General features: G+C 35.4%; 16 protein-coding genes and 2 pseudogenes. 9 read left to right on the forward strand and 9 right to left on the reverse strand.

The genetic code is table 11. From position 1 onward, the window contains the following. Positions 1 to 62: 62 nt before the first annotated feature. On the reverse strand, positions 63 to 569 hold the full coding sequence (gene ssb, locus ACFIJK_RS04935; protein ID WP_375625993.1) for a single-stranded DNA-binding protein: 507 nt from the start codon (positions 567 to 569) through the stop codon (positions 63 to 65). Between the two features lie 333 nt (positions 570 to 902). On the opposite strand from ssb, the gene uvrA reads away from it, so the two are divergent. The 4 genes from uvrA to ACFIJK_RS04955 all read left to right on the forward strand — a co-directional run bounded on the left by uvrA (position 903) and on the right by ACFIJK_RS04955 (position 7,392). Continuing rightward, positions 903 to 3,818, forward strand: a complete 2,916-nt coding sequence (gene uvrA, locus ACFIJK_RS04940; RefSeq protein ID WP_375625995.1) for an excinuclease ABC subunit UvrA — start codon at positions 903 to 905, stop codon at positions 3,816 to 3,818. A 1,065-nt stretch (positions 3,819 to 4,883) separates the two neighbouring features. Then, a complete protein-coding gene (locus ACFIJK_RS04945; protein ID WP_273754282.1) occupies positions 4,884 to 5,222 on the forward strand; it encodes a P-II family nitrogen regulator in 339 nt (112 codons plus the stop codon). Between the two features lie 59 nt (positions 5,223 to 5,281). Next, positions 5,282 to 6,691 (forward strand): type I glutamate--ammonia ligase, encoded by a 1,410-nt coding sequence (gene glnA, locus ACFIJK_RS04950; protein WP_015856529.1) that lies wholly within the window; start codon positions 5,282 to 5,284, stop codon positions 6,689 to 6,691. A 155-nt stretch (positions 6,692 to 6,846) separates the two neighbouring features. Beyond that, positions 6,847 to 7,392, forward strand: coding sequence for a hypothetical protein (locus ACFIJK_RS04955; protein ID WP_375625998.1), 546 nt, complete (start codon positions 6,847 to 6,849; stop codon positions 7,390 to 7,392). 34 nt (positions 7,393 to 7,426) lie between these two features. Here the strand turns inward: ACFIJK_RS04955 and ACFIJK_RS04960 are convergent, their stop codons facing one another. After that, positions 7,427 to 8,209, reverse strand: a complete 783-nt coding sequence (locus tag ACFIJK_RS04960; RefSeq protein WP_375626947.1) for an ATP12 family chaperone protein — start codon at positions 8,207 to 8,209, stop codon at positions 7,427 to 7,429. Between the two features lie 780 nt (positions 8,210 to 8,989). Here ACFIJK_RS04960 and ACFIJK_RS04965 point away from each other — a divergent pair. The 5 genes and pseudogenes from ACFIJK_RS04965 to ACFIJK_RS04985 all read left to right on the forward strand — a co-directional run bounded on the left by ACFIJK_RS04965 (position 8,990) and on the right by ACFIJK_RS04985 (position 12,846). Beyond that, positions 8,990 to 9,448, forward strand: coding sequence for a hypothetical protein (locus tag ACFIJK_RS04965; RefSeq protein ID WP_375626949.1), 459 nt, complete (start codon positions 8,990 to 8,992; stop codon positions 9,446 to 9,448). Then, a complete protein-coding gene (locus ACFIJK_RS04970) occupies positions 9,435 to 9,788 on the forward strand; it encodes a hypothetical protein (protein ID WP_375626950.1) in 354 nt (117 codons plus the stop codon). The genes ACFIJK_RS04965 and ACFIJK_RS04970 overlap by 14 nt, the downstream gene beginning before the upstream one ends. 360 nt (positions 9,789 to 10,148) lie before the next feature. Beyond that, a pseudogene (locus ACFIJK_RS04975) lies at positions 10,149 to 10,640 on the forward strand (hypothetical protein); the annotation flags it as partial. Positions 10,641 to 10,720: 80 nt separating this feature from the next. Beyond that, positions 10,721 to 11,584 (forward strand): DMT family transporter, encoded by an 864-nt coding sequence (locus ACFIJK_RS04980; RefSeq protein WP_375627007.1) that lies wholly within the window; start codon positions 10,721 to 10,723, stop codon positions 11,582 to 11,584. Next, on the forward strand, positions 11,581 to 12,846 hold the full coding sequence (locus ACFIJK_RS04985; RefSeq protein WP_375626953.1) for an acetyl-CoA carboxylase biotin carboxylase subunit family protein: 1,266 nt from the start codon (positions 11,581 to 11,583) through the stop codon (positions 12,844 to 12,846). Before ACFIJK_RS04980 ends, ACFIJK_RS04985 begins: the two co-directional genes overlap by 4 nt. Before the next feature lie 974 nt (positions 12,847 to 13,820). Here ACFIJK_RS04985 and ACFIJK_RS04990 read toward each other — a convergent pair. From ACFIJK_RS04990 to hutH, 7 genes and pseudogenes are all read right to left on the reverse strand, one after another. Next, the gene (locus ACFIJK_RS04990; protein WP_375626955.1) at positions 13,821 to 16,574 is read right to left on the reverse strand and encodes an autotransporter outer membrane beta-barrel domain-containing protein; all 2,754 of its coding nucleotides are present in this window, start codon (positions 16,572 to 16,574) and stop codon (positions 13,821 to 13,823) included. 1,465 nt (positions 16,575 to 18,039) lie between these two features. Continuing rightward, positions 18,040 to 18,441 carry a hypothetical protein gene (locus ACFIJK_RS04995; protein ID WP_375626958.1) on the reverse strand — a complete coding sequence of 134 codons (402 nt, stop codon included), beginning with the start codon at positions 18,439 to 18,441 and terminating at the stop codon, positions 18,040 to 18,042. A 358-nt stretch (positions 18,442 to 18,799) separates the two neighbouring features. Beyond that, positions 18,800 to 19,201, reverse strand: a pseudogene (locus ACFIJK_RS05000) (hypothetical protein). A 405-nt stretch (positions 19,202 to 19,606) separates the two neighbouring features. Beyond that, positions 19,607 to 19,798 (reverse strand): hypothetical protein, encoded by a 192-nt coding sequence (locus ACFIJK_RS05005; protein ID WP_375626960.1) that lies wholly within the window; start codon positions 19,796 to 19,798, stop codon positions 19,607 to 19,609. A 1,101-nt stretch (positions 19,799 to 20,899) separates the two neighbouring features. Continuing rightward, positions 20,900 to 22,276: an amino acid permease gene (locus ACFIJK_RS05010; protein WP_375626962.1), complete on the reverse strand. Its 1,377-nt coding sequence runs from the start codon at positions 22,274 to 22,276 to the stop codon at positions 20,900 to 20,902. 450 nt (positions 22,277 to 22,726) lie between these two features. Next, the gene (locus ACFIJK_RS05015; RefSeq protein ID WP_375626964.1) at positions 22,727 to 22,975 is read right to left on the reverse strand and encodes a hypothetical protein; all 249 of its coding nucleotides are present in this window, start codon (positions 22,973 to 22,975) and stop codon (positions 22,727 to 22,729) included. Between the two features lie 512 nt (positions 22,976 to 23,487). Next, positions 23,488 to 25,026 (reverse strand): histidine ammonia-lyase, encoded by a 1,539-nt coding sequence (gene hutH / locus ACFIJK_RS05020; protein WP_375626966.1) that lies wholly within the window; start codon positions 25,024 to 25,026, stop codon positions 23,488 to 23,490. Between the last annotated feature and the right edge of the window lie 1,284 nt (positions 25,027 to 26,310).

A 26,310-nucleotide genomic window follows, 5' to 3' on the forward strand; every position in this document is an offset into this window, starting at 1 on the left:
AAACTTCAAAAATCTGAAACAAACAAATCATAAAGTAATCATGATACTGCAATTAAAGACTCTTAAAAAGGTACGTCATCATCTAATTTGTGTGAAAAACTTTCTCCCAATTGATTATTATTTTGACCAAACGTATTTCTCTGATTTGAGTTACTATCGGCAAAGCCACCACTATAACTCCCCCCTTGACTTGCTCCTTGCTCCCCGCCCGCGGTTCCCCGCCCATCAAGCATTTGTAATTCACCACGGTACTTTTGCAAAACAACCTCTGTTGTATAACGGTCATTTCCATTTTGATCTTGCCATTTTCGTGTCTGTAACTGCCCCTCAATGTAAATTTTGCTGCCTTTTTTTAAATATTGCTCTGCAACTTTGACAAGGTTTTCATTAAAAATAACAATACTATGCCACTCAGTGCGTTCTTTTCGCTCATTTGTATTCCGATCACGCCAACTTTCTGAAGTAGCAATACGCAAATTTGCCACTTGATCACCAGAATTCAAACGGCGGATTTCAGGATCCGCACCAAGGTTACCAATCAAAATAACTTTATTAAGGCTACCAGCCATCGCATAAACTCCAAAATTTTAATTCGTAAAATACTCTGTTTTATAATAGTTATAACCATCTTGACCTTCAATTTACATGTCTGCAATTGACCTTCAATATGGATATTGCTATCCTTTCCCAATATTGTATCCGTGTAATTATAACAAAAGATGATAAAGACGCATAGTTTATTCCACCACGAGAGAATAAAAAGCTACTCATTTGTATTCCTCTTTTCATAAAACTTATACCTTCTTTTAGCATTAAAGCAGTTAAACACATTGTAATTCTAAAAAAACAGTTTTATTCCATTTTAGATGCTCAGTTTTTGTCACATATGCCAAGGGTAAAATATGACTTATCAAAAATATATCTCCATTCGCGGTGCACGTGAGCATAACCTTAAAAATATTGATCTCGATCTGCCTCGTGACAAACTCATTGTTATAACAGGACTTTCTGGATCAGGAAAATCATCCTTAGCTTTTGATACAATTTACGCTGAAGGACAACGCCGCTATGTCGAAAGCCTTTCAGCCTATGCACGCCAATTTTTGGAAGTCATGCAAAAACCCGATGTCGACCGCATAGACGGTCTATCTCCAGCTATCTCCATTGAACAAAAGACAACCAGTCGCAACCCTCGTTCAACGGTAGGTACCGTTACTGAAATCCACGACTACATGCGTCTTCTCTTTGCACGTATTGGTATTCCTCATTCTCCTGCGACAGGACTTCCTATTGAAAGCCAAACAGTAAGCCAAATGGTGGATCAAATTATATCCTTACCAGAAGGAACAAGAATTTTTATTATGGCACCCTTGGTGCGAGGACGAAAGGGCGAATATAAAAAAGAGCTAACAGAACTTTTAAAAAGAGGATTTCAACGCGCTAAAGTTGATGGAAAATTCTATGAAATCGCCGATATTCCACCTCTTGATAAAAAATATAAACACGACATCGATGTCGTGGTAGACCGCATTGTTGTACAAAAAGATATCACCTCTCGCTTGGCTGATAGTATAGAAACCTGTTTACAATTAGCAAATGGACTTGCCATAGCTGAAATGGCAGACCAGCCCTTGGCACAAAAAGAAACGACAAAGGAATCTGCTCATAAATCAAAAAATGATACACACAAACGGCTCATTTTTTCAGAAAAGTTTTCTTGCCCTATATCTGGTTTTTCTATTCCTGAAATTGAACCACGCCTTTTTTCGTTTAATAATCCTTTCGGGGCCTGCCCTCTCTGCGATGGATTAGGTATAAAAAAGGCAATGGATCCACTAAAAATTGTGCCAAATAAAAATCTTACCCTAAAGAATGGAGCCATTGCTCCTTGGGCTAAATCGGATTCACTTTATTACAGACAAACCTTAGAAGCATTAGGAAAAGCTTACGGTTTCAAACTCACAGATCAATGGTGTGAACTCTCTAATGAAGCACAACAGGCAATTCTCTACGGTACAAAAAAAGATGAAATCTCTTTTATCTATAAAAATAATTCTGGTTCGCATAAAACAACCCAACCTTTTGAAGGAATTATCCCCAATATGGAGAGACGCTGGAAAGAAACCGATTCTGCTTGGTCTCGAGAAGAAATCGAACGTTATATGTCTTCTTCGCCTTGCCCAGCTTGTCATGGTTATCGTTTAAAACCAGAGGCACTTGCTGTAAAAATCCACGGAATGCATATTGGGCAAATATCAGATCTTTCTATTCTAAAGGCAGATGATTGGTTTGCCAATATTCATCAATATCTCACAGAAAAACAACGTAATATCGCTATACGTATTTTAAAAGAAATTCGCGAACGTTTAGCTTTTTTAAATCATGTAGGATTGGAATATCTTACCTTGTCTCGAACTTCAGGAACGCTTTCAGGTGGAGAAAGTCAACGCATTCGGTTAGCATCCCAAATTGGTTCTGGTCTTACAGGCGTTCTTTATATTTTAGATGAACCATCTATCGGTTTACACCAACGCGATAATGAACGCCTTTTGGAAATGCTGCGCCATTTACGCAATCTTGGCAATACAGTTATTGTCGTTGAACATGATGAAGACGCTATTCTCACAGCAGATCATGTTGTCGATATGGGCCCTGCCGCGGGCGTTCATGGCGGAGAAATCATAGCGCAAGGGACACCACAGGAAATTATAGAAAATTCAGCCTCTCTCACAGGACAATACCTTTCAGGAAAAATGGCTGTTAAAATACCTGCCAAACGACGTAAAATATCAAAAATGAAAACACTTAAAGTCATCGGTGCCAAAGGAAATAACCTCAAAAATATCAATGCGAATATTCCTCTTGGAACCTTTACATGTGTAACCGGTGTTTCTGGAGGAGGAAAATCAACATTTCTTATTGAAACACTTTTCAAAGCAGCATCACATCATATCATGGGCTCTCATCACAGCCCTGCCAGCTATGACAAAATTGAAGGATTAGAATTTCTTGATAAAGTCATTGATATCAACCAGTCCCCCATTGGACGCACCCCACGCTCTAATCCCGCAACCTATACAGGCGCTTTTACACCGATTCGTGAGTGGTTTGCCGATCTTCCAGAATCAAAAGCCCGTGGTTACAAAGCTGGTCGTTTTTCATTTAATGTTAAAGGAGGACGTTGCGAAGCATGTCAAGGTGATGGAGTCATAAAAATTGAAATGCACTTTTTACCTGATGTCTATGTTACTTGCGATGTCTGTAAAGGAAAACGCTATAATCGAGAAACACTAGAAATAAAATTCAAAGGACAGTCTATAGCCGATATTTTGGATATGACAATTGAAAAAGCAGAGGAATTTTTCCAAGCTATTCCCGCTATTCATAATAAAATGGAAACTCTCATTAAAGTAGGATTAGGTTACATAAAAGTAGGACAGCAAGCAACCACACTTTCTGGTGGGGAAGCACAACGTGTGAAACTTGCGAAAGAACTTTCACGTAAAACAACGGGACGTACACTCTATATTTTGGATGAACCGACAACAGGTTTACATTTTCACGATATTTCCAAACTTCTTGAAGTGCTGCATGAACTAGTCGAGCAAGGCAACACAGTTATAGTCATTGAACATAACCTCGATGTTATAAAGACAGCCGACTGGATTATTGATTTAGGACCCGAAGGTGGAGATCGTGGTGGCGAAATCGTTGCAATTGGACGCCCTGAAGACATCATTAAGGTCCCCGCTTCCTACACAGGAAAATTTCTAAAAGATGTTTTACTGCGCCCCTCTCTCTATAATTCCAATTCTTAAAAACGGTTTCCATTGTAAAATAAATCATACGAACAAAGCCTGTACTTCTATTGTTACCTTGTAAACACCAACACCTAATTCCAGTGGTGCAACATGTTTAAAGCAAAGGCTGAAACAATTTAGCGCTTTATAAGCTGTTTCAATTTTCGTATTGCCCATAGGAACGCACGCATAATTGCGTATTTATTCTCTGTTTTGTTTATATCTGAAACGACCAAACAGCCCAATTTGGAAAGAATACGAAGTTTTAGGATATAAATAAGTTCCTATCTTTACATCTTCTTTTAATTTATCTTTACGATTTTCAAAGGTATCCGCAGCAGTATCTTATAATGAAGATTGCCCATTGCTTCACGCTTTTGTTTATCGCGTTCCTTAATGGAATCACATTCCTCACGAAGAGACAAAACGCCCCAAACAAAATATATTTGCGTTGCCAAATCACACATCTGTTTTAAAGAAATATTTCTCAACGCTCTCAAGCCCATTTCACGACGGTACCTAATGCTATAATGATAAATCCACTATTGTACACAACCATCTTTACGTTTATGAAGGAGCATGATCGGCATCATCACACTCTTTTCCAATATTTGTCTCCCCCTACTCCCTAATATTGCAAAACCTTTAGTTATCGAAAGCTTTCATAAAAAGCATGTTATTTTTTCAAATGTTTTTATCCACACACTCTTACTATTCATGATATACAAAGGTATCGTTTTGATTGATTGACGATAAAAAGATCTAAAATGAGAAAATCTTACGCTATTAGAGTTTCTCATTCCGTATAGAAAACGTCTAATTATCCTTATAAATCAACGTATTATCTAACAAAAAAAACAAAACTCTTTTATTATATTATTTTAATTCTTGTACAAAAATTGTAAGATTTCTTCCCAAAAAACAGTATTTGACTTTATTCTACAAAAGAAACTCTCCTAAAAGAGCATAGAGTGTCATTATTTTCGACTTTTTGTGCACAAAGTATCTGTTGGACATCTTACAGTTGTCAATATAATGTGATGCAGTCTAAAAAGACAAAATAACGTTGGAGATAATTTCAGCATGAAAAAAATTGAAGCCATTATAAAACCTTTCAAACTTGATGAAGTGAAAGAAGCGCTTCAAAAAATTGGGTTACATGGTATTACAGTAACAGAAGCGAAAGGTTTTGGCCATCAAAGGGAGCATACAGAACTTTATCGTGGCACGAAATATGTTGTTGACTTTCTACCTAAAGTAAAGATTGAAATTGTTGTGTCCGATGAAAAACTGGAACAAACTGTTGATGCAATACGTAAAGCAGCTCAAACCAAACATATAGGAGATGGAAAGATATTTGTCTTTTCCATTGATGATGCCATTCGTATAGGCACCGACGAAACTGGTATCGATGCCCTTTAATAAATAATGAGAAAATTCACTTTTTTATCCACCTCAACGCCATATTAAGGAAATTGAATATGACAACCGCATCAGATATTATCAAACAGATTACAGACAATGAAATCCGTTTTGTTGATTTACGTTTTACTGATCCACGAGGAAAATTGCATCACATTACAATGGATATCGCAGAGATCAGCGAGGATACTTTTAGTGATGGTGTCATGTTTGATGGTTCTTCAATTGCTGGTTGGAAAACAATTAATGAATCTGACATGGTTTTAATGCCAGATCCAGAAACAGCACATATTGATCCTTTTTTTGCTCAATCCACTTTGGTTATATTTTGTAATGTACTTGATCCTGTCTCTGGTGAATTTTATCGTAGAGATCCTCGTTCTATCGCCAAAAGGGCTGAGGTTTATATGAAATCTTTAGGCATTGGAGATACAATTAATGTAGGTCCAGAAGCAGAGTTTTTTATCTTTGATGATGTGCGCTATAAAACGGATCCTTACAACACAGGGTTTAAACTCGATTCAAGTGAACTTCCCTCCAATGATGACACGGAATATGAAACAGGCAATCTAGGGCATCGCCCACGAATAAAGGGAGGATACCTTCCTGTTCCGCCGATTGATTCCTGCCAAGATATGCGTTCTGAAATGCTCACAGCACTCAAGGATATGGGCGTACAGGTCGAAAAACACCATCACGAAGTAGCAGCAGGCCAACATGAATTGGGTATTCGTTTTGATACACTCGTTCGCGAAGCTGACAAGATGCAAATTTTTAAATATGTTGTACATCAAATAGCAAACAGTTATGGGAAAACAGCAACCTTCATGCCAAAACCAGTTTTTGGTGATAACGGCTCTGGAATGCATGTCCACATCTCCATTTGGAAAGATGGCAAACCCATTTTTGCAGGAAATGAATATGCCGGTCTATCAGAAACCTGTTTATTTTTTATCGGTGGTGTTATTAAGCACGCAAAAGCAATCAATGCTTTTACAAACCCATCCACAAACTCCTATAAACGTTTGGTTCCTGGTTATGAAGCTCCTGTTCTTCTTGCCTATTCAGCACGTAATCGTTCTGCATCTTGCCGTATTCCAATGAGCTCCTCACCAAATTCAAAACGCGTAGAAGTTCGTTTTCCAGACCCAACAGCAAATCCCTATTTGGCATTTGCAGCCCTTTTAATGGCTGGTCTTGATGGCATCAAAAACAAAATTCATCCCGGACATGCTATGGATAAAGATCTTTATGATCTTCCCTTAAAAGAACTCAAAGAAATCCCTACTGTTTCAGGAAGTCTGCGTGAAGCGCTTGAAGCACTTGACAAAGATCGTGGCTTTCTTAAAGCTGGCGACGTTTTTGATGATGATCAGATTAATTCCTTCATTCAAGTAAAGATGCAAGAAGTCTTGCGCTACGAAACAACACCTCATCCTGTTGAATTTGATATGTACTATTCTGTTTAAACAATCAATACGCATTCTTCTGATTTTTAAAATGGAGGCAAAAGCCTCCATTTTTGTGGATATTCTTCTCATGCAAAAGCGCAAGAGGCTTTTTGCTCATCCGCTTTTCCTTTATAATGTGTTGAATCTCTTCAAATGAACTAACAAGGTCTCTAATGCCGCGAATTTGTTTTCTCGTTCCCTTTCTTTTATGCATTGTCTTTATCACATCAACAACTCAAGCACATACGATAACCAATCAAAAACTCATAGCTCTTGAAAAAGCGGCATCCGCTTATAGTAAAGCACTTAAAAATGCCGATGCAAATGTCATCTTAAATGCTATTCCTCCCCAAATCATCAACCGCTTAACCGCTAAAAAAAATCTTAGTCAATCACAATTTCGACAAATCATGAAAAGCCAAATAGAACGGTTGGCAGAAAGTTACAAGATTGAAACGATCAACATTGACCAAAAACAAAAACGTGAAGGTACACTTGATAATGGCACCCCTTATTTTGTTATACCCGTGGAGCTTGTAACCACAACAAATGCTGGAAAAAAATGCTCTATTCAAACTGAAATTATTGCCCTACTTCACGATAACCAATGGTATTTTATCCGTAGGAATGACGAAACGCTCTTAAACATAACCAATGAACTATTTCCTGGACTTGAAAAAGTAAAAATCAATCCCCAAAAAGTCACAAAAATACTCTGAGTGAAAAGAACGCACGTAAATAAAAGATTTACCCCTATAAACAAGTTGTAACAATTGTAGCAGCAGCCTTAAATTCAACTTTTTTATGAGCACGGCGTGCCATTGTTTCTTTATCTATTCCCCATTGTTCCATCATCCAATCTTCATCTAAATGGGCAATAGACCAAGCATGATCAGCATCAATATTTCCCGCAGCAACAGCAAGAGCAATGAGAGCAGATCCCGTTAAGGTTGTCATCATATGAAGTGCGGCAAGCATATAAGGAGACTCAACGCTACGTAAATAATGACTCACAGCTTGAAGTGCTTCTGGTGATTGTTCCACATGCATCAGCCCTTCTGTCAAATAAAACCTTGCACCCAGTTTTTTTTCTGCCCAATCTAATAAAGGATCCCATTGTTCAGATTGTTTTTGCACCAACTCTTTAGGTGTCTGTGCACGATAAAAGATCATATCACACGCAACGAAACGCAATAAATCTTCAAAAACAACCTGCATATCATCAGCAATACCATCAATAACAGTATTAACCAAACGCGTCATCGGCATTTTTGCAGGATCAACAACGTGCTTTTGATTCTCAAATTCCTGAGCAACATATTCAGCAAACACTTCTGTTGGCACATGAAAATGACGCCTTGCGGGCGTTTTAACGGGACGTTCGTCCAACAAAATCGTAAAGCCGACCTCCCCACAAGCAATCTTCACTTGCTTATAAAACCGTTTTGGGTGTGATTGGCATGAAAGATTTTGAATCTTTTGAACAGAATTCTTCTTATTCAATGGTATATCAAAATGATCCAAAATCTCACGCATATTTGTTTATCTCTGATCTTTCAAAAAAACGACTGTTTCTTTAGGTTCTGTAGCTTCAATAAGGTTTAATCTGACCTTCTTAACGATTCCAAAGAAGAAAAAAGACCTTACCACCCCCCACTCTAATTTAAGAGTTATATTTCATGTTTCTTTTACAAACAAGACAATGATAATATCTTTTCATATATTCAATACAGTCATGAATATAGAGTAATCTTTTTAAAGTGTCATCTTAATTAAAAAGTTTAATACATTGAATATGATAATAAAGGTGATCACGATTTATCATTTTTCTTATTATCCACCTACAATAATGTTATCGACACGGACAGCTTCAAAAATACTTTTTGCAAAATATTAAAGCCAAAAAGTTCATCATCCCCAAAATGATAGAACAGTGTGCTTTACGTGTCATTTACCTTCGCTTAACCATTCCAATAATTCTCTAACATATCCAATAAATACCCCTTGCATAGAATTTTTCCTGCTCAATCACTCCCCTAAACGACGGTGTTTTACAGCATGATAGAATAATGAAAAAACCAAATTATATCGTAAATTTGCTCTCACATATACATTATTTTATAAAGCACTAAATTACTTAACGCATTGTGCTTGATATACTCTACATATTGCACTAGTTTAAATTTAGGCATATAATTATAAAGAATAGAGATCATGCAATCTGAAAATAATACTTTTATCTATACACTTATCCCTGCAGATACTAACTGCACAGCTGCAGCACAATAGTGGCTTGACAATCACAATCAAAATATTTTGTCCACTGACTCGAAATCCCGTATTATCTTATACGCAACTCTTGAAGAAGCATTTAATGAACTTGCTCAGAAAAAGGATGGATATCTCTTAAGCTGTGCTGCTTACCCTGATTTGCATACACTCATATTTACCCGTTTAGGTGATATGCAATTATTTGACAGCTTTATCATGCCTACTCACTCTATGGTTTTAGCTAAACGCAATAACGCTGATAAAATTAAAACCGTAGCGACTCATTCTGCCCCGCAATCTTTGGTAGCTCATCAATATGACAAAGTATTTGCCAACAGCAATGCTGATGCAGCCGTTCTTTGTAAGGCTGAAAAAGCCGATGCTTGTATCACAACATCGGTTGCGGCAAATCGCTATAGGCTGAGTATTGTCGAAAATTTTGGACAAGTGCCAATGGCCTTTTTGCTCCACTCACTAAAGTCAACTAATCATGAAAAAATCTGAAGCGCTTCTTTCCATTGTTAACTTGGTTGACAAATTCCGTATGCGCCAAGAACGAGATGGGAGCATTAAGGAACCAACTTCAGCAGATAATAATATGATCAATGAATTGATCACTCTGCTGAACCACCATGCCAATATTCTTGACGGATTATCTCCAAAACTTTTAGCGACCATTTCTGATGATCTTCATCAGTGGATAATCAGCGGTTTAACGACCCCTCCTAAATTTGATAACACTTTGGCTGCTTTCAAAGCCCATTACCAGATGCTCCCTTGTTTTTCTTGGCTCCAATGCGTGCAACAAATGGACCTGATCCAGAAGGATTCCGGTTTGAATTAGTTACAGGATATCGTCATGAAACGGCCTATCTTGCTGACGCCTCAAAATATACAAATAATTATGTATCACCATTTCAATGTATAAAAATGGGAATAGCATCAAGAGGTTTTTTAGAAGGCAATTGCATTGTTCTATTCCCAGAATCTGTAGCGGCTGCTCAAAAAATTGATAAGCAAGCATTTGCTTTGTTTTTTTTTCAGTAAATTCTTTGATATTTACAACAAGAAAACAATTGTGGAAGCTGAACGTTTACTCGGTCGAGATAGTAAATTCCTGTTCGGTCAATTGCATAGTCGTAACTTATCTAAAGAAGACATTTACGATGCTCGCTGTTTGTAGGGCTATTATCATGACTATGCACATCATACCGGACCGCGGCCATTGGATAAAAATCTGTATATAAAATTAAATTGGTTTACAGGTCTTCTAGAAGAAACTAAAGTTGATTTAATTACAGTGCGTATTATGCTACAAAATCATCCAAAATTTTGGAAAGAAATAACTGAATTTGTCCTATTAGAACGCATATTTCGTTATCCACAAGATTCTGATCAGCATATGACATTCGATGCTGGTACAGGGATCTTGCTTTTTGAAATATTGATGCGGAACAAAGCATTGATTGAAACAAATCAAGGTTATCTTCAATTTGATTTGGAGCGTCTTGAAAAAGTAATAATATTGATGATAGCAGATATAGAAGCACTTGAAGCATTAGATGATGACGCTTATTTGGCAGGAGCTAAAGATTATATCCAAAATAATCTTGGAAAACTACAGACCTCAAAGTCACGATTTAATTTTTCAACATCATATTATGCACAGCGAGTGATTAGAGGATTAAATCATTGAGTTTTATAAAAGGACGGTTACTATTATTTACTTTTGCCATTCTAGCATTGTTTTCCATAAGTTGGTTATTATCTAAGAATTTGGTTAGCAATATACCCGTCATGCATGCGGTTGGACTTAGGTTGTTTGCCACCGCTGCCACCTTATGGCTGATTGCAATATTTCGTGAGAAAGCTGTTTTCAGATCCCTACCATTGCTTTCCATGATACCTTCTTTTTTAATTCTCTCAGTGTTAGGATTTTCGCTGTATTTTGTATGCAGTTTTGGCGCATTAAAATCACTCAAAGCCAGTGATTTAACCATGGTGCTCGCTACTATTCCAGGTATTACCTACATATTGGGTGCACTGACGAATAGCCTTACGTTCTCATGGTTAAAACTTATCGGTATGATCATTGTCAGTGTAGCGGCTATAGCATTTAATATAAACAGTGCAGAGGGTGGATATTACAGCCTAATAGGAACAGCTCTTGCTTTAACAGCAGCACTTTCTTACTCTGCTTATGGCTTATTGTCTAAACGTTATCTTAAAAATTTACCTTTGCTCACCTCATTGGCTTGGATCACGACAATTTCTGCAGCATCATTTATGCCATTATTTATTTTTGATCCTGCCCCACTCTTATATCTTAAGTTAGAAGATATATTTAAAATATTGATTTTAGGAACTGTTTGCTCGGCACCAGTTTACGTATTATACCAAAAAGTTTTAGCCGAAGGAGGCGTATTATACGCCAACACTATCGGCGTATTATCCCCTTTTGCAGTGATTGCATGTGAATGGATAATCGGCTCGAGCCCTTCTCTCAATATGATCAAAATAATTGCTATGATTGTAGTTGTTATAGGGATGACACTCTTATTTATAGATGCATCAAAGGTATCTACATGGCAACATAAACGCCATTCTCAAAACTCCAAATTTAATGAGGAAACAAAATGAAAAAACTCGCGTTAGTTTGCCAGCGCAATGCAAAATTACCATTTATATTTGAAGCAGCACAAGCAGCTAATATCGAATTAGTAATGATCTATGATACCGCTGAAAGCGTTCCCTCTCAACACCCTGCAGCAGTAACTTCAACTTGGCAACTTCCTGTTTTTGATAACCCAGAGGCAGCTCTAGACACTTTTGCAACGGGAGCAAAAGAACGCAATATTTCTGGGGTTATGACCCTTCGCGAAGAAGCCATCCTATGGACAGCTTTGGCTGCAAAAAAAATCAATACTCCAAGTATTGAACCAGAAGTAGCAGCATTAACCAGAAATAAATATCTCATGCGTCAAGCTTTTGCTAAAGCAGGCTTAAGAACACCAAGATTCTTTTATATAGATAATCCAGAAGACCTATCACAAATACAAGCCTTGGATTATCCACTCGTTATTAAACCCGTCTCTGGATGGGCAAGTGCAGGCGTAATGTTAGCTAAAAATTCCGCCGAACTTCCTGATCTCATTAAAGCCGTATGGAATGTTCAGCATAAAGACATGGCACGTTTTAATGATAAAAATAAACCTGTAGGTTTAGTTATAGAACAGTATTTGCCAGGAAAAGAGTTTGTCGTAGAATGCTTTGTTGATACAGCAGGTGTACATGTTCTGACCGTTGGAGACAAGGGACAGCCTGAGGGACCATGGTTTGAAGAAACAATTTATCGTCAACGCTGCGATATAGATGATCCTTTAATTATTGCTTTATGTGAGGCTGCATGCTCTGGAGTTAAAGCTCTTGGCATAAATATGGGCGCTGCCCATGTAGAGCTACGTCTAGATGCTAATAATTTACCTTATATAATTGAGATCGGCGCTCGTATAGGTGGATCAGGTGTCTCCCATTTTATTGTTGAGAAAGGTACAGGGATTTCATTTGCAAAACTATGTATGAATGCCGCTTTAGCTGAACCAAACCCAAACCTTCCCGATATACTCCCAGCTGAAAAAGTGGCTGCAAATTACATTATTCCTCTTCGTGGTCATGGACGGTTTTCTGGATTTTTTGGTCTAGATAAGGTTGCGCAGCATCCTCAAACCGCCAGAACTATCATTTTCTTTGAAACCAATCATACTTCACCACCTCCACCAGCATTTGGTGGATATCCTGGTTTTATTTTCTCTGTTCATAACTCAAACGAAGAAGCACGCAATTACCATAAATGGCTTGATGACACCTTAAGCATCATATGGAAACACCACGTTTATCAATAGTCCGATAAAGATATTTCTACTGACCCTCAACTTTGATATAAATCTTATCGATACAAATGAAGTCACAATGCGAATGCGAATGCCTAAAACTTCGCAAATATCTTTCCATTAAAGATGCATATTTCAAAAAACAGAAATTGAGGGAAATATGATCTACTTTTACACCCCATTTTAATAAAAGCTCTTCAATGTTTCTGTATTTGAAACAATAATAAAAACTTCTAAACGACTTTTTCGATACGACCAACCTCTTCTCCCCACGTCTCAAAGAAGAAAAAAAGATCTTACAGCCCCCACTCTGATTTAAAAGTTATATTTCATATCTATTTCACAAATAAGACATGATCTTCTTCACATATTCAATACAGCCATTAGAACAATTTTTTAAAGCATTTATCATTATAAGAACTGAAGATGTTGAATTTGATGGTAAAAGTGTTCAAGCTTTACCACTTTTCTCATGATCCACCTACAATAATGCTATCGATACGAACAGCTTCAAAAACGCTTTTTACAAAATTTAAAAGCATAAAAATGCGTATTATCCACGAAACAATAGCGCTTTATATTTGACATATGCCCTCCTTTGCTTAACAGCAAAAGCTCTTAAATCAACAGTCAACACACCTCCCTGCCTTTCATGATTGATATCAGCAACTTCAAACGACAATACTTTACAGCATAATAGGATAATAAAGCTACTATTTTAAAAAGCTGATGACGAATACATCCAAAATATCTATAGCCAAAATAACACAAATAGATTTACAGTCTCATTATCAATTTTTTTGAAACATTTAAGCCCCCCTATCAACCAGATAAAAAAATAAATCAACGTGATCCTTTCATACTTATTAAAACACATGATGCCATTATTAAAAGAAGCAATTAAAATTGCTGCACTATCAATGGTTTAAATCAAGGAAATAAAACAAAACTTTAAAAATCACATTTATTATTTTTAAAAAGATTTATTAAAAATGATAGCGCAAACCACCAGAAAAATGAACTCCAGAAAAACCAGCCTTGGTTAACCTATGCTGATAGCTAACATCACTGTGGAGTGTAACTTTAGAAGAAAACTGTGAATTGACACCCAAACCAACTTCTAAGGAAGAGCCAAAAGAACCCAACTGGAAAGCATCTTTAAAATGAACAAATTGTTCTTTATCAAAACAACGAGCAAGATGAATATTACCATAAAAAGAAGTGATCCGATCCTTTTCAAATGCTGTAAATGTTTTACTTAAACGTCCACCAATACGCACAAACCATTGACCTATTTTTTTCATCTCAACATCAAATCCATCAATATCACGAAACTTATCAAATTGAAGATATTGATAAATAAGCTGAAGTTGCGGATCAAAAATAAGATCTTTATATCCTGTCATAAACACTTTACCAGCAGAAAACGAAACGTTCAAAGGATTTGCTTTTAATGTCGCCGTCTTACCCCAAGCATGGGTAAGCACATCCCCTTTAAACAAACCATAAGATAAAAGACCATCTATATAAAAACCAGTGTTGTGTTTCACACTACCGTATGTCGTAAATGACCATTTATTAAACGTACTCTTTTGGCTTTGTTCCACGTTACGAGGTTGTAAGGAAAGCTTTCCATAGGTTCCCATAATCCCAAAAGATGTCGTACCATATGCGCTCTCTATTGTTTTGAGCAAAATGTTTGTTTTTATAGCGTTATAATCAACATGACCATCGTGCCCATATTTAAGTTTAGAAAGATCTGAGACATAACGATAACTCCCACCATAACCGTGGACAGATAAAGCAAAATTCCCTTCAACTTTTAATAATTTTCGAGGAATAGACTGCGTAACTTGCAATTCCTTTTGTTGATTACTGATATCCATGAGTCCAATATGAAACAAAGCATTCGGTAACAAAAGATAGGTTGGAACTTGTGGAACAACCTCTCTGACCTTTAACTCAGAATGAGGGATAACAGACACTCCCAAAGAAGGCTGAATATACTTACTTTCAAGGCGAAAATCCCAAAAATCTCCATTTCCATCAACCAATCTTTGAGAAATTTGTGCATTTCCAAGAGTAGAATCTGGACCATAAGCATGAAGATAATATCGGTAAGGCAACCCTTCTAATGCAATATAAGCACGATCTAACTGAAAAGAATCTTCTGCCGCTTTTCCAGAAACCTGAATAAGTGAAATACTATGAACATTTTCACCGGTTGCTATCTCACCTTGGTTTCCTGTGACAAATTGCACATAAACTGTCGTTTTTCCAGAAACATCACCATGTATCAAAAGCCGATCAGTCTTTTTATTATCGAGCAAACCATCACTACTGAAATGTGTATTGAGATAAATATCTGCCCTATCTTGCGCACTATAAACTTCTTTCTCTCCCTCCCCAATATAAAGTGTCTGATAATCCTGAAAAATTGGAGTTTCAAAAGCAATAAAACTATCAGAAACTTTCACAAATGAAATAAATGAACTTGTGCGGTTTGCAGCTTGCGAAGCTATCTCTCTTCTTTTTGTCAAAAACCATTTTGATCCCCTTGTCAAATAAAGCTCAGCAATAGAATCATCGGCAACACGAGTCCCTCCTATCAATGAAGAAGAATCAGCCAAAATCGCTACAGTCCCTCCCTTTTCAGCTGTTAATAATAAGTCACCAAAAATTTTTGTACCTTCTGTTACTGCAATATAACTACGACTATTATTACTGTGAATAGCTGTCCCATCTGGAACCTCAAAAATCGTCCTTTTCAAAAAGACAAGTCCCTGTTCATACGCATCATTCCCCCCATCCATCTCAAAATACATACCATGTTTATTACCTATTGCTTTAATTGTTGAATCTTCAATATTAACCCGCGAAATTAAAATATTTCCTTCCCTTCCATTATTGGACAGTGTGTTAGAATCTTGTCCAACTGTTAAAACATGAACATCCGTAGAAATAATATTAGTATTTTTTAAATAAACAGAGCCCTGATGTTTTACATTGAAAACTGTATGTGCAATCTTTTCACTTGTATTTTCATTGTCTTCTGTTTTTTGATATTTTGAAGTAATGGTAACACCATCTAAAGTCGCACTCCCCCCTCTCCCCACATAAAGCGCAGCAGCATCATTCACATCAATAAAACCACTTTTCATCTGAATACCCGCATCAACCCTAACGAAAAGAGCACTCTCTTGACCGATACCCAAACCTTCCACTTTAATTTTTGTATTCGTTAACGTAACAGATGCTCCTCGCTTCTCTGCATAAGCCGCAAACTGAGAAGCCTCAATTATTCCACGATTAACCTCAATCATTCCACTATCAGCTTTAAGACCTATTGACACATTTTTAAAAGCTGAATCACTCAAAACAACTCTTCCCCCTTGTGATACAGAAACACCATAAATATCTTCTATACCCGCAGTAGCTTCAACCTCTACACGCATTGCCTGAATAACTGTATTTGGCTCCTGCACTACTATAGCAGCAGGCAATATGAGAGAACTACCCTCCCCATTCTTTTCTTTAACAGGTACCGTGAACTTATATACTTTATCACTAATTGTATGCTTTACACCATCACTGCATTTATAAGGCAATTTGTTTTCGTCACATGACAGTGATGTATATGAATGAGAATGCGCCTCAATATTTATATTTAATAAAAAAGAAAAAATAGCTGCTGTAAAAACACACGAATACAAGTGATTTTTAGATACCTTGGTTATCATTGTTTTTCAAAACTCTCTTTTTTTCAACAAAACAAAAAATGCTGGCAAAAAAAACAAACCACGAATTAAACACAATAAGAATAAAACAAATTGATATTTTTTGTTTTTTATGATAAATTATAGCATACTCATAATATGTTTTGTATTTTATGTAAAGAAAGAACAAAAAGTTTAAAAACACCATTTATGATGACAATCTCTTTAAAGAGTGCATCTCAAAAAACGCGAAAAATGTGAATTTCGAAGAGATATAATATTCAATTTATCTCACCACCGAAAAATAAAAATGCAACAAAATGATAACAATTTTTAAGATTTAAACAATCGAACCGTTTTAATAAAAATACGATATAATGAGATATATTATATGAAAGCTATAACAGCATCATTTCTTTAACTACAATAAAAAACAAAAAATCGCACACTAATTTATAACCTAATGTACACAATTTCTGTATTAAAAATGCTAGTATCTAACAAAAAAATTATCATAAAATGAAAAGATCTTTATATCAAAATTACTTGCATAATACTTTAGATCTTTTGATAAAATCTAAAATACAGTAAAACACTCACCATCTTAAAATTAAAAAACACCAAAATAAAATTTCATCAAAATCAGTTTTATGAAAGCTATCTGTTTATTATCATTAAAGCAGATATTTTAGCAAAGCTATTATTTGACATTCTTTATATTGAATAAATTTCTCTAAACAACAACTCACTATCCTCCACTATCATCATCTGACAACAACACTATTGCTAATCTCGTAGCTGATGAATATAACTATATTGGAGACAAAAGAGCTGTATTTTTCTCTTCTCCCGTTTAATATTTTCATTCAATTATTGCTTTAAAATGAGTATTCTACTGTTGATGATCACTTGTGCAAAGCTTTTTTTATTTACTAGCGTTTTTTATCATTCATCAAGACGTAACATCTTTTTCGTCTAATTGGTACACCAAAAATATCATTACCTATAACCTGCTGATACCTTACTACCATTAAATTTGCTAAAATGAATCACTTCGCGATACTGATAAAAGTAGATTCTCTTTGAATCTTGTGGTTTGTATCGATAACCTGCTTTAGTCATGCATTCATAAATTGCTGCAAACTCACTTGCACACGAATCCATATTTTCAGGAAAAGCGTAGATTGGCTGCCTGCCACATTTGAACAGTGCTTGTGAGATCGTAGATTCATTGACATTGGGCTTTTCTCATAATGCCAAGATCGATTGGAGGAGATTTGCTAACACATCCAGCAGAGCTTAATAAAATTATAACACTCAATAATTTCAATATTTTTCATTTCCCCCCTTCAATATTTACGATAGAAAGGCTGAAAAACTTGTTAGTATTTTCTCGCATACAAGATGGCTAGTACATTAAAAAAAAGAAACCCTGCCCCCCATGCGAGAAAAAGAATATGAGGATTATTGATTACAGAAACATCAATACCTAAGGTTGACATTCAGGTTGTTCTTTATGCTCTTTACAATGAGGACTATTCAAACGCCTCTCTACACTTCGCTGAGGAATAACTGCATCAGGCTGACAAATTGGAAGATTTTCATATTTCTCACACCACTTCACCCTTCCCAATTTATCTCGGAAACCTGCTTGGATCATACATGCATTCTCTGCCTCCTCAGCATTGAATTTCTCATCCATACTTGTTTCTGTATCAAGCCGACCATCCAAATTCTGCACTCCGCATTCCAACAGAGCTTTTTTGATCTCAAGCTGATCTGCGCCGGGCTTTTCCCATGCATCTACAGCTGTTCGAGAAGGCTGTTCTTCGTAACATCCAGCCATAACAAATAAGGTTATCCCGCTTAATAATTTTAAAATATGCTTCATTTTCCTATCCTTGAGTAATTTTGGCACGAAACAATCTATAAATTATTTTACATGCTGTTTTTTATTTTCAAAACAATGATGGACATTATCAACCTTTATTATTTTTATCTTCCCGAAGATTATAACATTATTTTTATATCAAAAATACGGTAAAATTATTACTAAAATCATATTCTATCAACGGCATGCTTATAATTATTATCAATATTTTGATTACAACAAAAATAGATATTTTTATATTATTGCGCCTACAGTTGTAGTACCCATAAATAAATAGCATTGAAATGGTTAATTAAGCCCCCCGCGCACAGGCATGAAAAACATGAAGATAGGGATTGTTGATCATCATCAGCAAAAATTAAGGCTGATATTCAGGAGCGGTTTTATATTTTTTACAAAACGAGCTGTTCAAACGCTTCTTGACACTTCGTTGCGGGATAACAGCACTAGGACGACAAATGGAGAGGTTTTCATCTTTATTAAGTATAACACCAATATAGTCCTCCCCATTTGTAGTGGAATTTTGCTTGGATCATGCAAACATCAATGGAAGCCACTGCATTGATGCTTAACTTTTTATTTTCTGGAAAGATATCATAAGGAGCTGGTATGCCACATTCTAACAGTGCTTTTCTTACCTCAGTAAAGTCTGCTCTAGGTTTCTCCCAAGCACTCAAAACTCCTAGTGGGGCTTGTCGATGTTATATCCAGCGATATTTGACAGAATGAGACCACTTAATAATTTTAAGATTTGTTGCATTTTTTTCTCCATAAATAACCTAAACCTAAATTATCTAAAATCGAATAAATTGGCATAATATGAAGCGTTCCATAGTGCATTGCACACGTATAAGGCGCATGACTATAAAAATTCTAGGATCATAGGCGCCTACCGCTCTCCTCTCCTTTCGCATGGGAATTGCTGGTGGAAATAATATATAGGGAAACTCCAAGGATACCTTATAAAAAGTAGGTGGATTGTGACCAAATCCTATACCAATGGGGTTAAGTAAATGGTTTTGTAGGTAAACATGATCTTTTTCGCCATCATTTACGACATATAATAGATTTTCTATCGATAGAGCCTTATCAGCTGTTCCCAAAAGATAGATATTGTTTCTTTGCTATATTGTGGATATCTCGCTTTTTAAAGTCACGCAATCCTTTACTTTGGGGGGCTACATGCACGAACAATCGCGACTGCATTGCCATTTAGCCCGCCAATCAAACTATTATCGATTTTGTGTTTTACATCTCTATAATCAAAACGTTTGGCTGCGCCCCTTACATCTTTTATGGTACCAAGAATGCCCACATTGACAGATCCTGTCACACCAACAAAGCACTTTTCAGGCATTTCTTGTATCTTAGAGATATCATAGTTTTCCGAAAGCGTGATATTATTTCCAGCATCAACGTTGACATCACACTCTGCTGAAACATTTGTCGGCTTACATGTTTACATCATGATCAGTAATAATCTGCACCTCTCTGCGCTTTGAAATAGGATTGAACGGAGCTATTTTCCTATTGATCGCTAGTGTCTTTCGCACTCGCACCCACAACAGAAGCACCGCTGCTGCTCTTTTCAATCTGAAAGCCAAAGCCTGTGTGCTCTTCCTGTGTACTTGAACTATGATTACTATGACCCACAACACAGTTGCGGAGTGCATTTTGTCCTTCTCCACTTGTGATAAAAATTATCCCGTATCAATATTATAAAAAATAAGTTAGATCCTTGCTCTTTTGCTCGCAATAACAACAAGAATCGTAAAACTGTCACACATTCATTGTTCTCTTTAATTTACTCTTCTATGAAATTTTATTGTGATACCTTACTGCTCTTTATTGAAGTTTTTGCAAACGCAATGATACAATGACTTTGATTATTCACTATTTTCTACCAACGCCAATCCTCTTTAAGAAAAAATAATAGATAATAAAAAACTTCTCCCCTTTACCCCACAACAACTCAAATATCCTTTTAAAGGATACAGAAGACTCCAACCCTTCTTTTCGAGAGAATACATCTAGAACTTTATCTTCGCTTCTAAAAGCAATAGTAGTTTCTTAAACAACAAAATTTAAACAACAAATTTTTTAAAGAGCTTATAAAATAATAAAAACAATAACTTACCTTGTAAAACAGAACTCCATTAATACGTTTAGAAAAAGATATCTGCCTATAATCTTGTCTCTATTAAAATCTATTTGCATTGTTAAGCATTTTAACATGAAAGACTTATATTGATTTCAAAGCTCACCATAAAAAAATGCCCAATATTTATATGATTTGGCCGTTAGCATAAGCAATGGCTCACAAAAACTTCCAAAGCAAAATAATAACGAGCAGATTTTTTTCAATCTCAATTGTTCTAATCTTTAGAGTATAACAATCAAACAACTGTTCTCCTGATGACATCAGTTATTTGTTTTGAGTTTTATCTCTATTCACATTTTATTGCTGTTTCTTTTGCTTAAAATTATAAAGTTTAAGTGCATAGAAACAAATAACAAGCCAAACAATCCAACTAAAACCTATAATTAAAATTGGCCGTGTCTCATCAAAATACCATAAGAGAATAAAAATAAAAACCATAAATAAAATAGAAAAAATCGATCCTATTGGCCAAAATGGAATTGGAAATTTTAAACCATTCTGTGCTTCTTTAGGCATCTTAATTCGCATAAAAAATTGTGAAAGTAGAATCATCATCCAAACAAAAACTGTCGCAAATGTTGCCATTGCAGCAATAAGAAAAAAAAGCTTTTCATGGTAAAAATAATTAAGGACAGCACCAAGAAGAAAAATACCGAAAATCATCAAAATAACAAAAATCGGTATACCATTTTTTGATAAATATTGAAACTTCTTTAAAGCATAACCTTCCTGCGATAAACCATGTATCATGCGACAAGCACCATACATTCCACTATTCATTGCAGAAATAGCCGCTGTAACAACAACAATATTTAAGATATTTGCCGCATATGAAATCCCAAGATTTTCAAAAATGGATACAAAAGGGCTGTCCATAAGACCAATCTCATTCCAAGGATAAAGTGACATTAAAATCGCTAACGTCATGACATAAAAAAGCAAAATACGAACTGGAGTAGAATTAATTGCCTTTGAAATTGTTTGATGAGGGTTTTGAACTTCCATGACTGCCATCCCAATGATTTCTATACCACCAAAAGCAAAAACAACAACACTAAAGCAAGCTAAAAAACCAAACCAACCATTGGGAAAAATACCACCATTTTTCCATAAATTATGAACAGTAACGGTAGAAAAATCTGCACCTTCACCCCACCCAAAAAAAATAATTGCTATTCCTAAAATAATCATTGCAATGATAGCGATAACTTTAATAGAAGATAGCCAAAACTCTAGTTCACCATAGACTTCTACAGCAGCTAAATTAATACCTGTAATGATTAATGTAATACTCAGTGCCCATACCCAAGGAGCAACATCAGGATACCAAAACCCCATATAAGTCGCAAAAGCTGTAATATCAGCCAAACCAACAAGAATCATCTCAAATACATATGTCCATCCCGTTAAAAAACCTGCTAATGGTGATATGTAATTTGCCGCATAACGAGCAAAAGAACCAGGTAATGGATTATGAAGTATCATCTCTCCTAGAGCCCGCATAACCATAAAAATAGCTAAACCAGCAATACAATAGGCAATCAAAACACTGGGACCCGCAAGCTTAATTGCCTGTGCAGACCCATAAAAAAGACCTGTTCCAATAGCAGAGCCAAGAGCTAAAAAAATAACTTGGCGCTTACTCATCCCTCTTTTCAGTTCATTTATTGCCATTTCTTTCCTTACTTTATTGAAATGCTGACAATCCACACCACGATAATAGCTCTATGAGAAATAAAGCCTCATGTTTCTTTCACAAATATATTTCAAAAAACATTGAAGACCAGCCAGTCCAACACTTTGCTCTAAACAATGAAAAAATACTTTTATTGCGAACTATCTAGCTTTTACAGCCTGCAATTTCGTATTATTTTATTCAAATAAAGTGATAATGAATTTTTTTGTAATTGTCATTTAATTCATTTCGTATTCTCTAGTTTTTTACAGAGAAAATTAACCTTAATGTAATCTAAACTTTTAGGCTTTTATTTCAGTGCACTGAAATAAAAGCCTAAAAATTCATAACAAACGCATTAACTATGCGTACAATTAATTTTTTGTTACTTTAAGTAAACTCTCTTTGGGTCCAGAAAACAAACCTTTTACACCAATTGAACAGCTCAATCAATGATAATACGAATCTCGCCAATTTTCAAAAGTATGAGAAAGGGTATCTACAGCCCATCTTTTAAGGACTCCAACTGCCTTAACTACAAGCTTTCCAATGAAAAAAAAATATACGGTTAAAATAGCATCTTTGACTGTTGGTCCAATGATAGCATTCTCCTTACCTCTAGAAGTTTGCCCTGAGATAGCAATAAAACTTTTGTTTTTCGCTGAAATAAGAGGCTCTTTCTCCTGGTCCACTATCATAATGAAAACTTCCTCTGGAAAGCCACCTCTCCTAAAATTTGCATGAATCTCGAGAATTTGAGAGAAAAAAAGAACTGTTGTTAAAACACATAATCTAGCACTTTTAACCATTTCTTTCTCCTTTTTTATTTAAAATATCAAAAATGAACTATAAAATTCATAAATTATTAAAAAATAAGAATAATATACAATAATTTTTTTACTTAATACAATACATAAAATATAATATTACAATATATAATTTTTGGATATTATTTAACTTATATTAAAAAATTTGATAGAAATCAGAAAGTATATGTATTTTAAATTTATATTTTTTATAAAATTATGATAATAAATCCAGATCACTATAAAATAACAAAATATTTATTTGGCTACAAACAACATATATGTACAATAATAAATACATAATTTATTAAATAATTTAAATATAGTATTGATCTTCTATATTTTCATATGAGGAAGTTTCAAAATTCAATATCCGCCCTTCATCATTGTCCCTAAAATAAATATTATTGAAAACTTAATGAAGGAAAAATTGTTTCTGGTAAAACAGATAATAAGTGCCCTTCACGCACAAGTATATGTGCTTGATGAAGATCTGGAGCCAGATAGCGATCTTCCTTAAGAGAAGCAACATTTTTGCGTAAACATTCCATAACAGATTGCAAAAAAGTACTTGTTTTTAAAGGTGCACGATATTCAATTCCTTGTGCTGCAACAAGCGTTTCAATGCCAATAAGTGTAAAAAGATTTTCGCTCATTAGCAATAACCGACGAGCTCCATGGCAAGCCATTGAAACATGATCTTCTTGATTGGCTGAAGTTGGTGTTGAATCAACGGAAGCAGGATAGGCCATTTGCTTATTTTCAGACATTAAAGCTGCTGCTGTTACTTCAGCAATCATAAAACCTGAATTAAGACCCGCATTATGCGCTAAAAAAGCTGGAAGTCCATAAGAAACTGCTGGATCAACCATAAGAGCAATACGCCGTTGAGAAATAGATCCTATTTCACATAAAGCAAGAGCAATCTGATCAGCAGCAAACGCTACAGGTTCAGCATGAAAATTCCCACCTGATACAACTTCACCATTCCTTAAAATCAATGGATTATCTGTAACAGCATTTGCTTCAATAATCAGTGTTTTTGCTGCTGCCAGCAAAATATCAAAACATGCCCCCATGACCTGTGGCTGACAACGTATACAATAAGGATCTTGTACACGCTCATCACCCCGTAAATGTGCTGCACGAATTTCTGAATCCTCTACAAGCTTTTCTAATGTTTTCGATACGGCAATCTGCCCATAATGTCCTCGTAAAATATGGATATCAGGATGAAATGGCGCCGTTGATCCCATAATGGCATCTGTCGTCAAAGCTCCTGCCAGCAATCCACCACACAATGCCCGATAAGCTCGAAAAAGACCGGCAAGTGCAAGGGCTGTTGATGTTTGAGTCCCATTAATAAGAGCTAGACCTTCCTTTGCCTCTAAAATAATAGGGGACAATCCCGCTTTCTCTAATGCAACCGCTCCACTCATACGAATATTTTGAAAAAATGCTTCTCCTTCTCCCATCATAACAGCCGCCATGTGAGCAAGTGGAGCTAGATCACCTGAAGCACCAACAGACCCTTTTTCAGGGATGACAGGAATGACGCCCTTTGCAAGCATATTTTCCAGCAAATTTACCAATTCTAGACGAACTCCTGAAGCTCCTCTTCCTAAAGAGATAAGCTTTAAGCTCATTATCAAACGCACAATATTTTCAGCTAAAGGCTCTCCTACCCCACAACAATGGGACAAAATAAGATTTCTCTGTAAAACAGCGACATCGTCCGCATCAATTTTAATGGAAGCCAACTTCCCAAAACCAGTATTAATACCGTACACAGGCTCACTTCCAGCAGCAATTTCAGCAATGCGCTGAGCCCCTTTCTCTATAGCTAAATGTGTGTCATTATGAAGTTTACTCACTTCACCATTAAAATAAATAGCTTCAAGTTCACTAAGCGTCACCTCGCTTGGTTTTAGTATAATAGTCATAATTTACTTTCTTTTTTAATCAAAGCGTAATGTTTAGCATTATTGATCCTTCTATAAAACAAAAAAACTATAACGACTCTTTAAAACGAGAATACTTTCTTAAAGGTATTCCTTACGATGGAGTCATTATCCAAAAGTAGAATAGTTGACGATAAATGAAATATTGACAAGCACAACCAAGGTCATGGATTTCAAAAATAGATAACGCATTAATTTATAATCATAATCTAGCATTATTTATATTGAATTTGATAAGAGATCCGAACATCTTAAGATTCTCCCATTCTAAATCTGTGTATGTTGAATTAATCAAAACCATTCGCTTGAACGTCATAAGCGAGATTGGCGTATGGATAAAACTGTACAAAAAAGAACTAAAACCCCTCTTATGAACCGTCTCAAGGGCTGTCGCAACATTGGGAAATGATAAACTGTGTGATGGTGCAGACTTGTTCTTGTGTATGAAGCGTAAAGACGAAGGACTCAATGAATTTATCATATGGATATATCATTAAGCTATTCCTACTAAACTTATAAAAATCTTAGACAGATAGCTGTCACAATCTATCATGATTGCAAAAATTAAACTCTATAGAAAATTAAAAAACTTATTTAACATATCACAACATAGAAGAAATTAAGCTTATTTACCACTTCTAAAATTGTATTTAAAGCGCCAGATTGAAACCTGAAAAGTACATCTTCAATAAAACCACACAAGACTCGAACTAACCCGTTATTTAAAATAAAAATAAAAGAAGCTTTCTTATATCAAAAAATTTAATTAACATATTGTTTTTATATTATATATTTAAAAAGAGAAATGCTTCATATAACATATTTATATTTTACTTTTTTGTTATATTGAATCTGAATTTAGAGATAATTTCAGAATTAGTTTTTTTAAAGATTCTTCCAAGCCATTACCCTTTTTCTGCAAATTTCTGATTATGATAATTTTTGTATTTTTTCAGTTATTTTTGTCAAAATTTAAGAACTCTCATTTAATAATAAGAAATAAGCGTAAAAACAAAGAATTATCAAATATTTCTATTCAATCTACCTCTTCCCCTTTTATAAAATAATCTGTTGTTAAAATACAGTAAAGAAAGCACTCCGATGCTATAATTTAGTTCATAAATTTTCTATTTAAAACTCTCTCATATAAAGTGAACAATAAAAATAAGATGTAATATGTAATAAGATGTCAATTTGAATGCTGAAGAAGAAAAAACTCTCCCCCTCAAAATCTACCTTAATAATACGTTAATCTCCTGAATACCG

It is taken from the genome of Bartonella sp. PS17NMGDW, from assembly GCF_042193555.1.
GTDB classification, from domain to species: Bacteria; Pseudomonadota; Alphaproteobacteria; order Rhizobiales; family Rhizobiaceae; genus Bartonella; species Bartonella grahamii.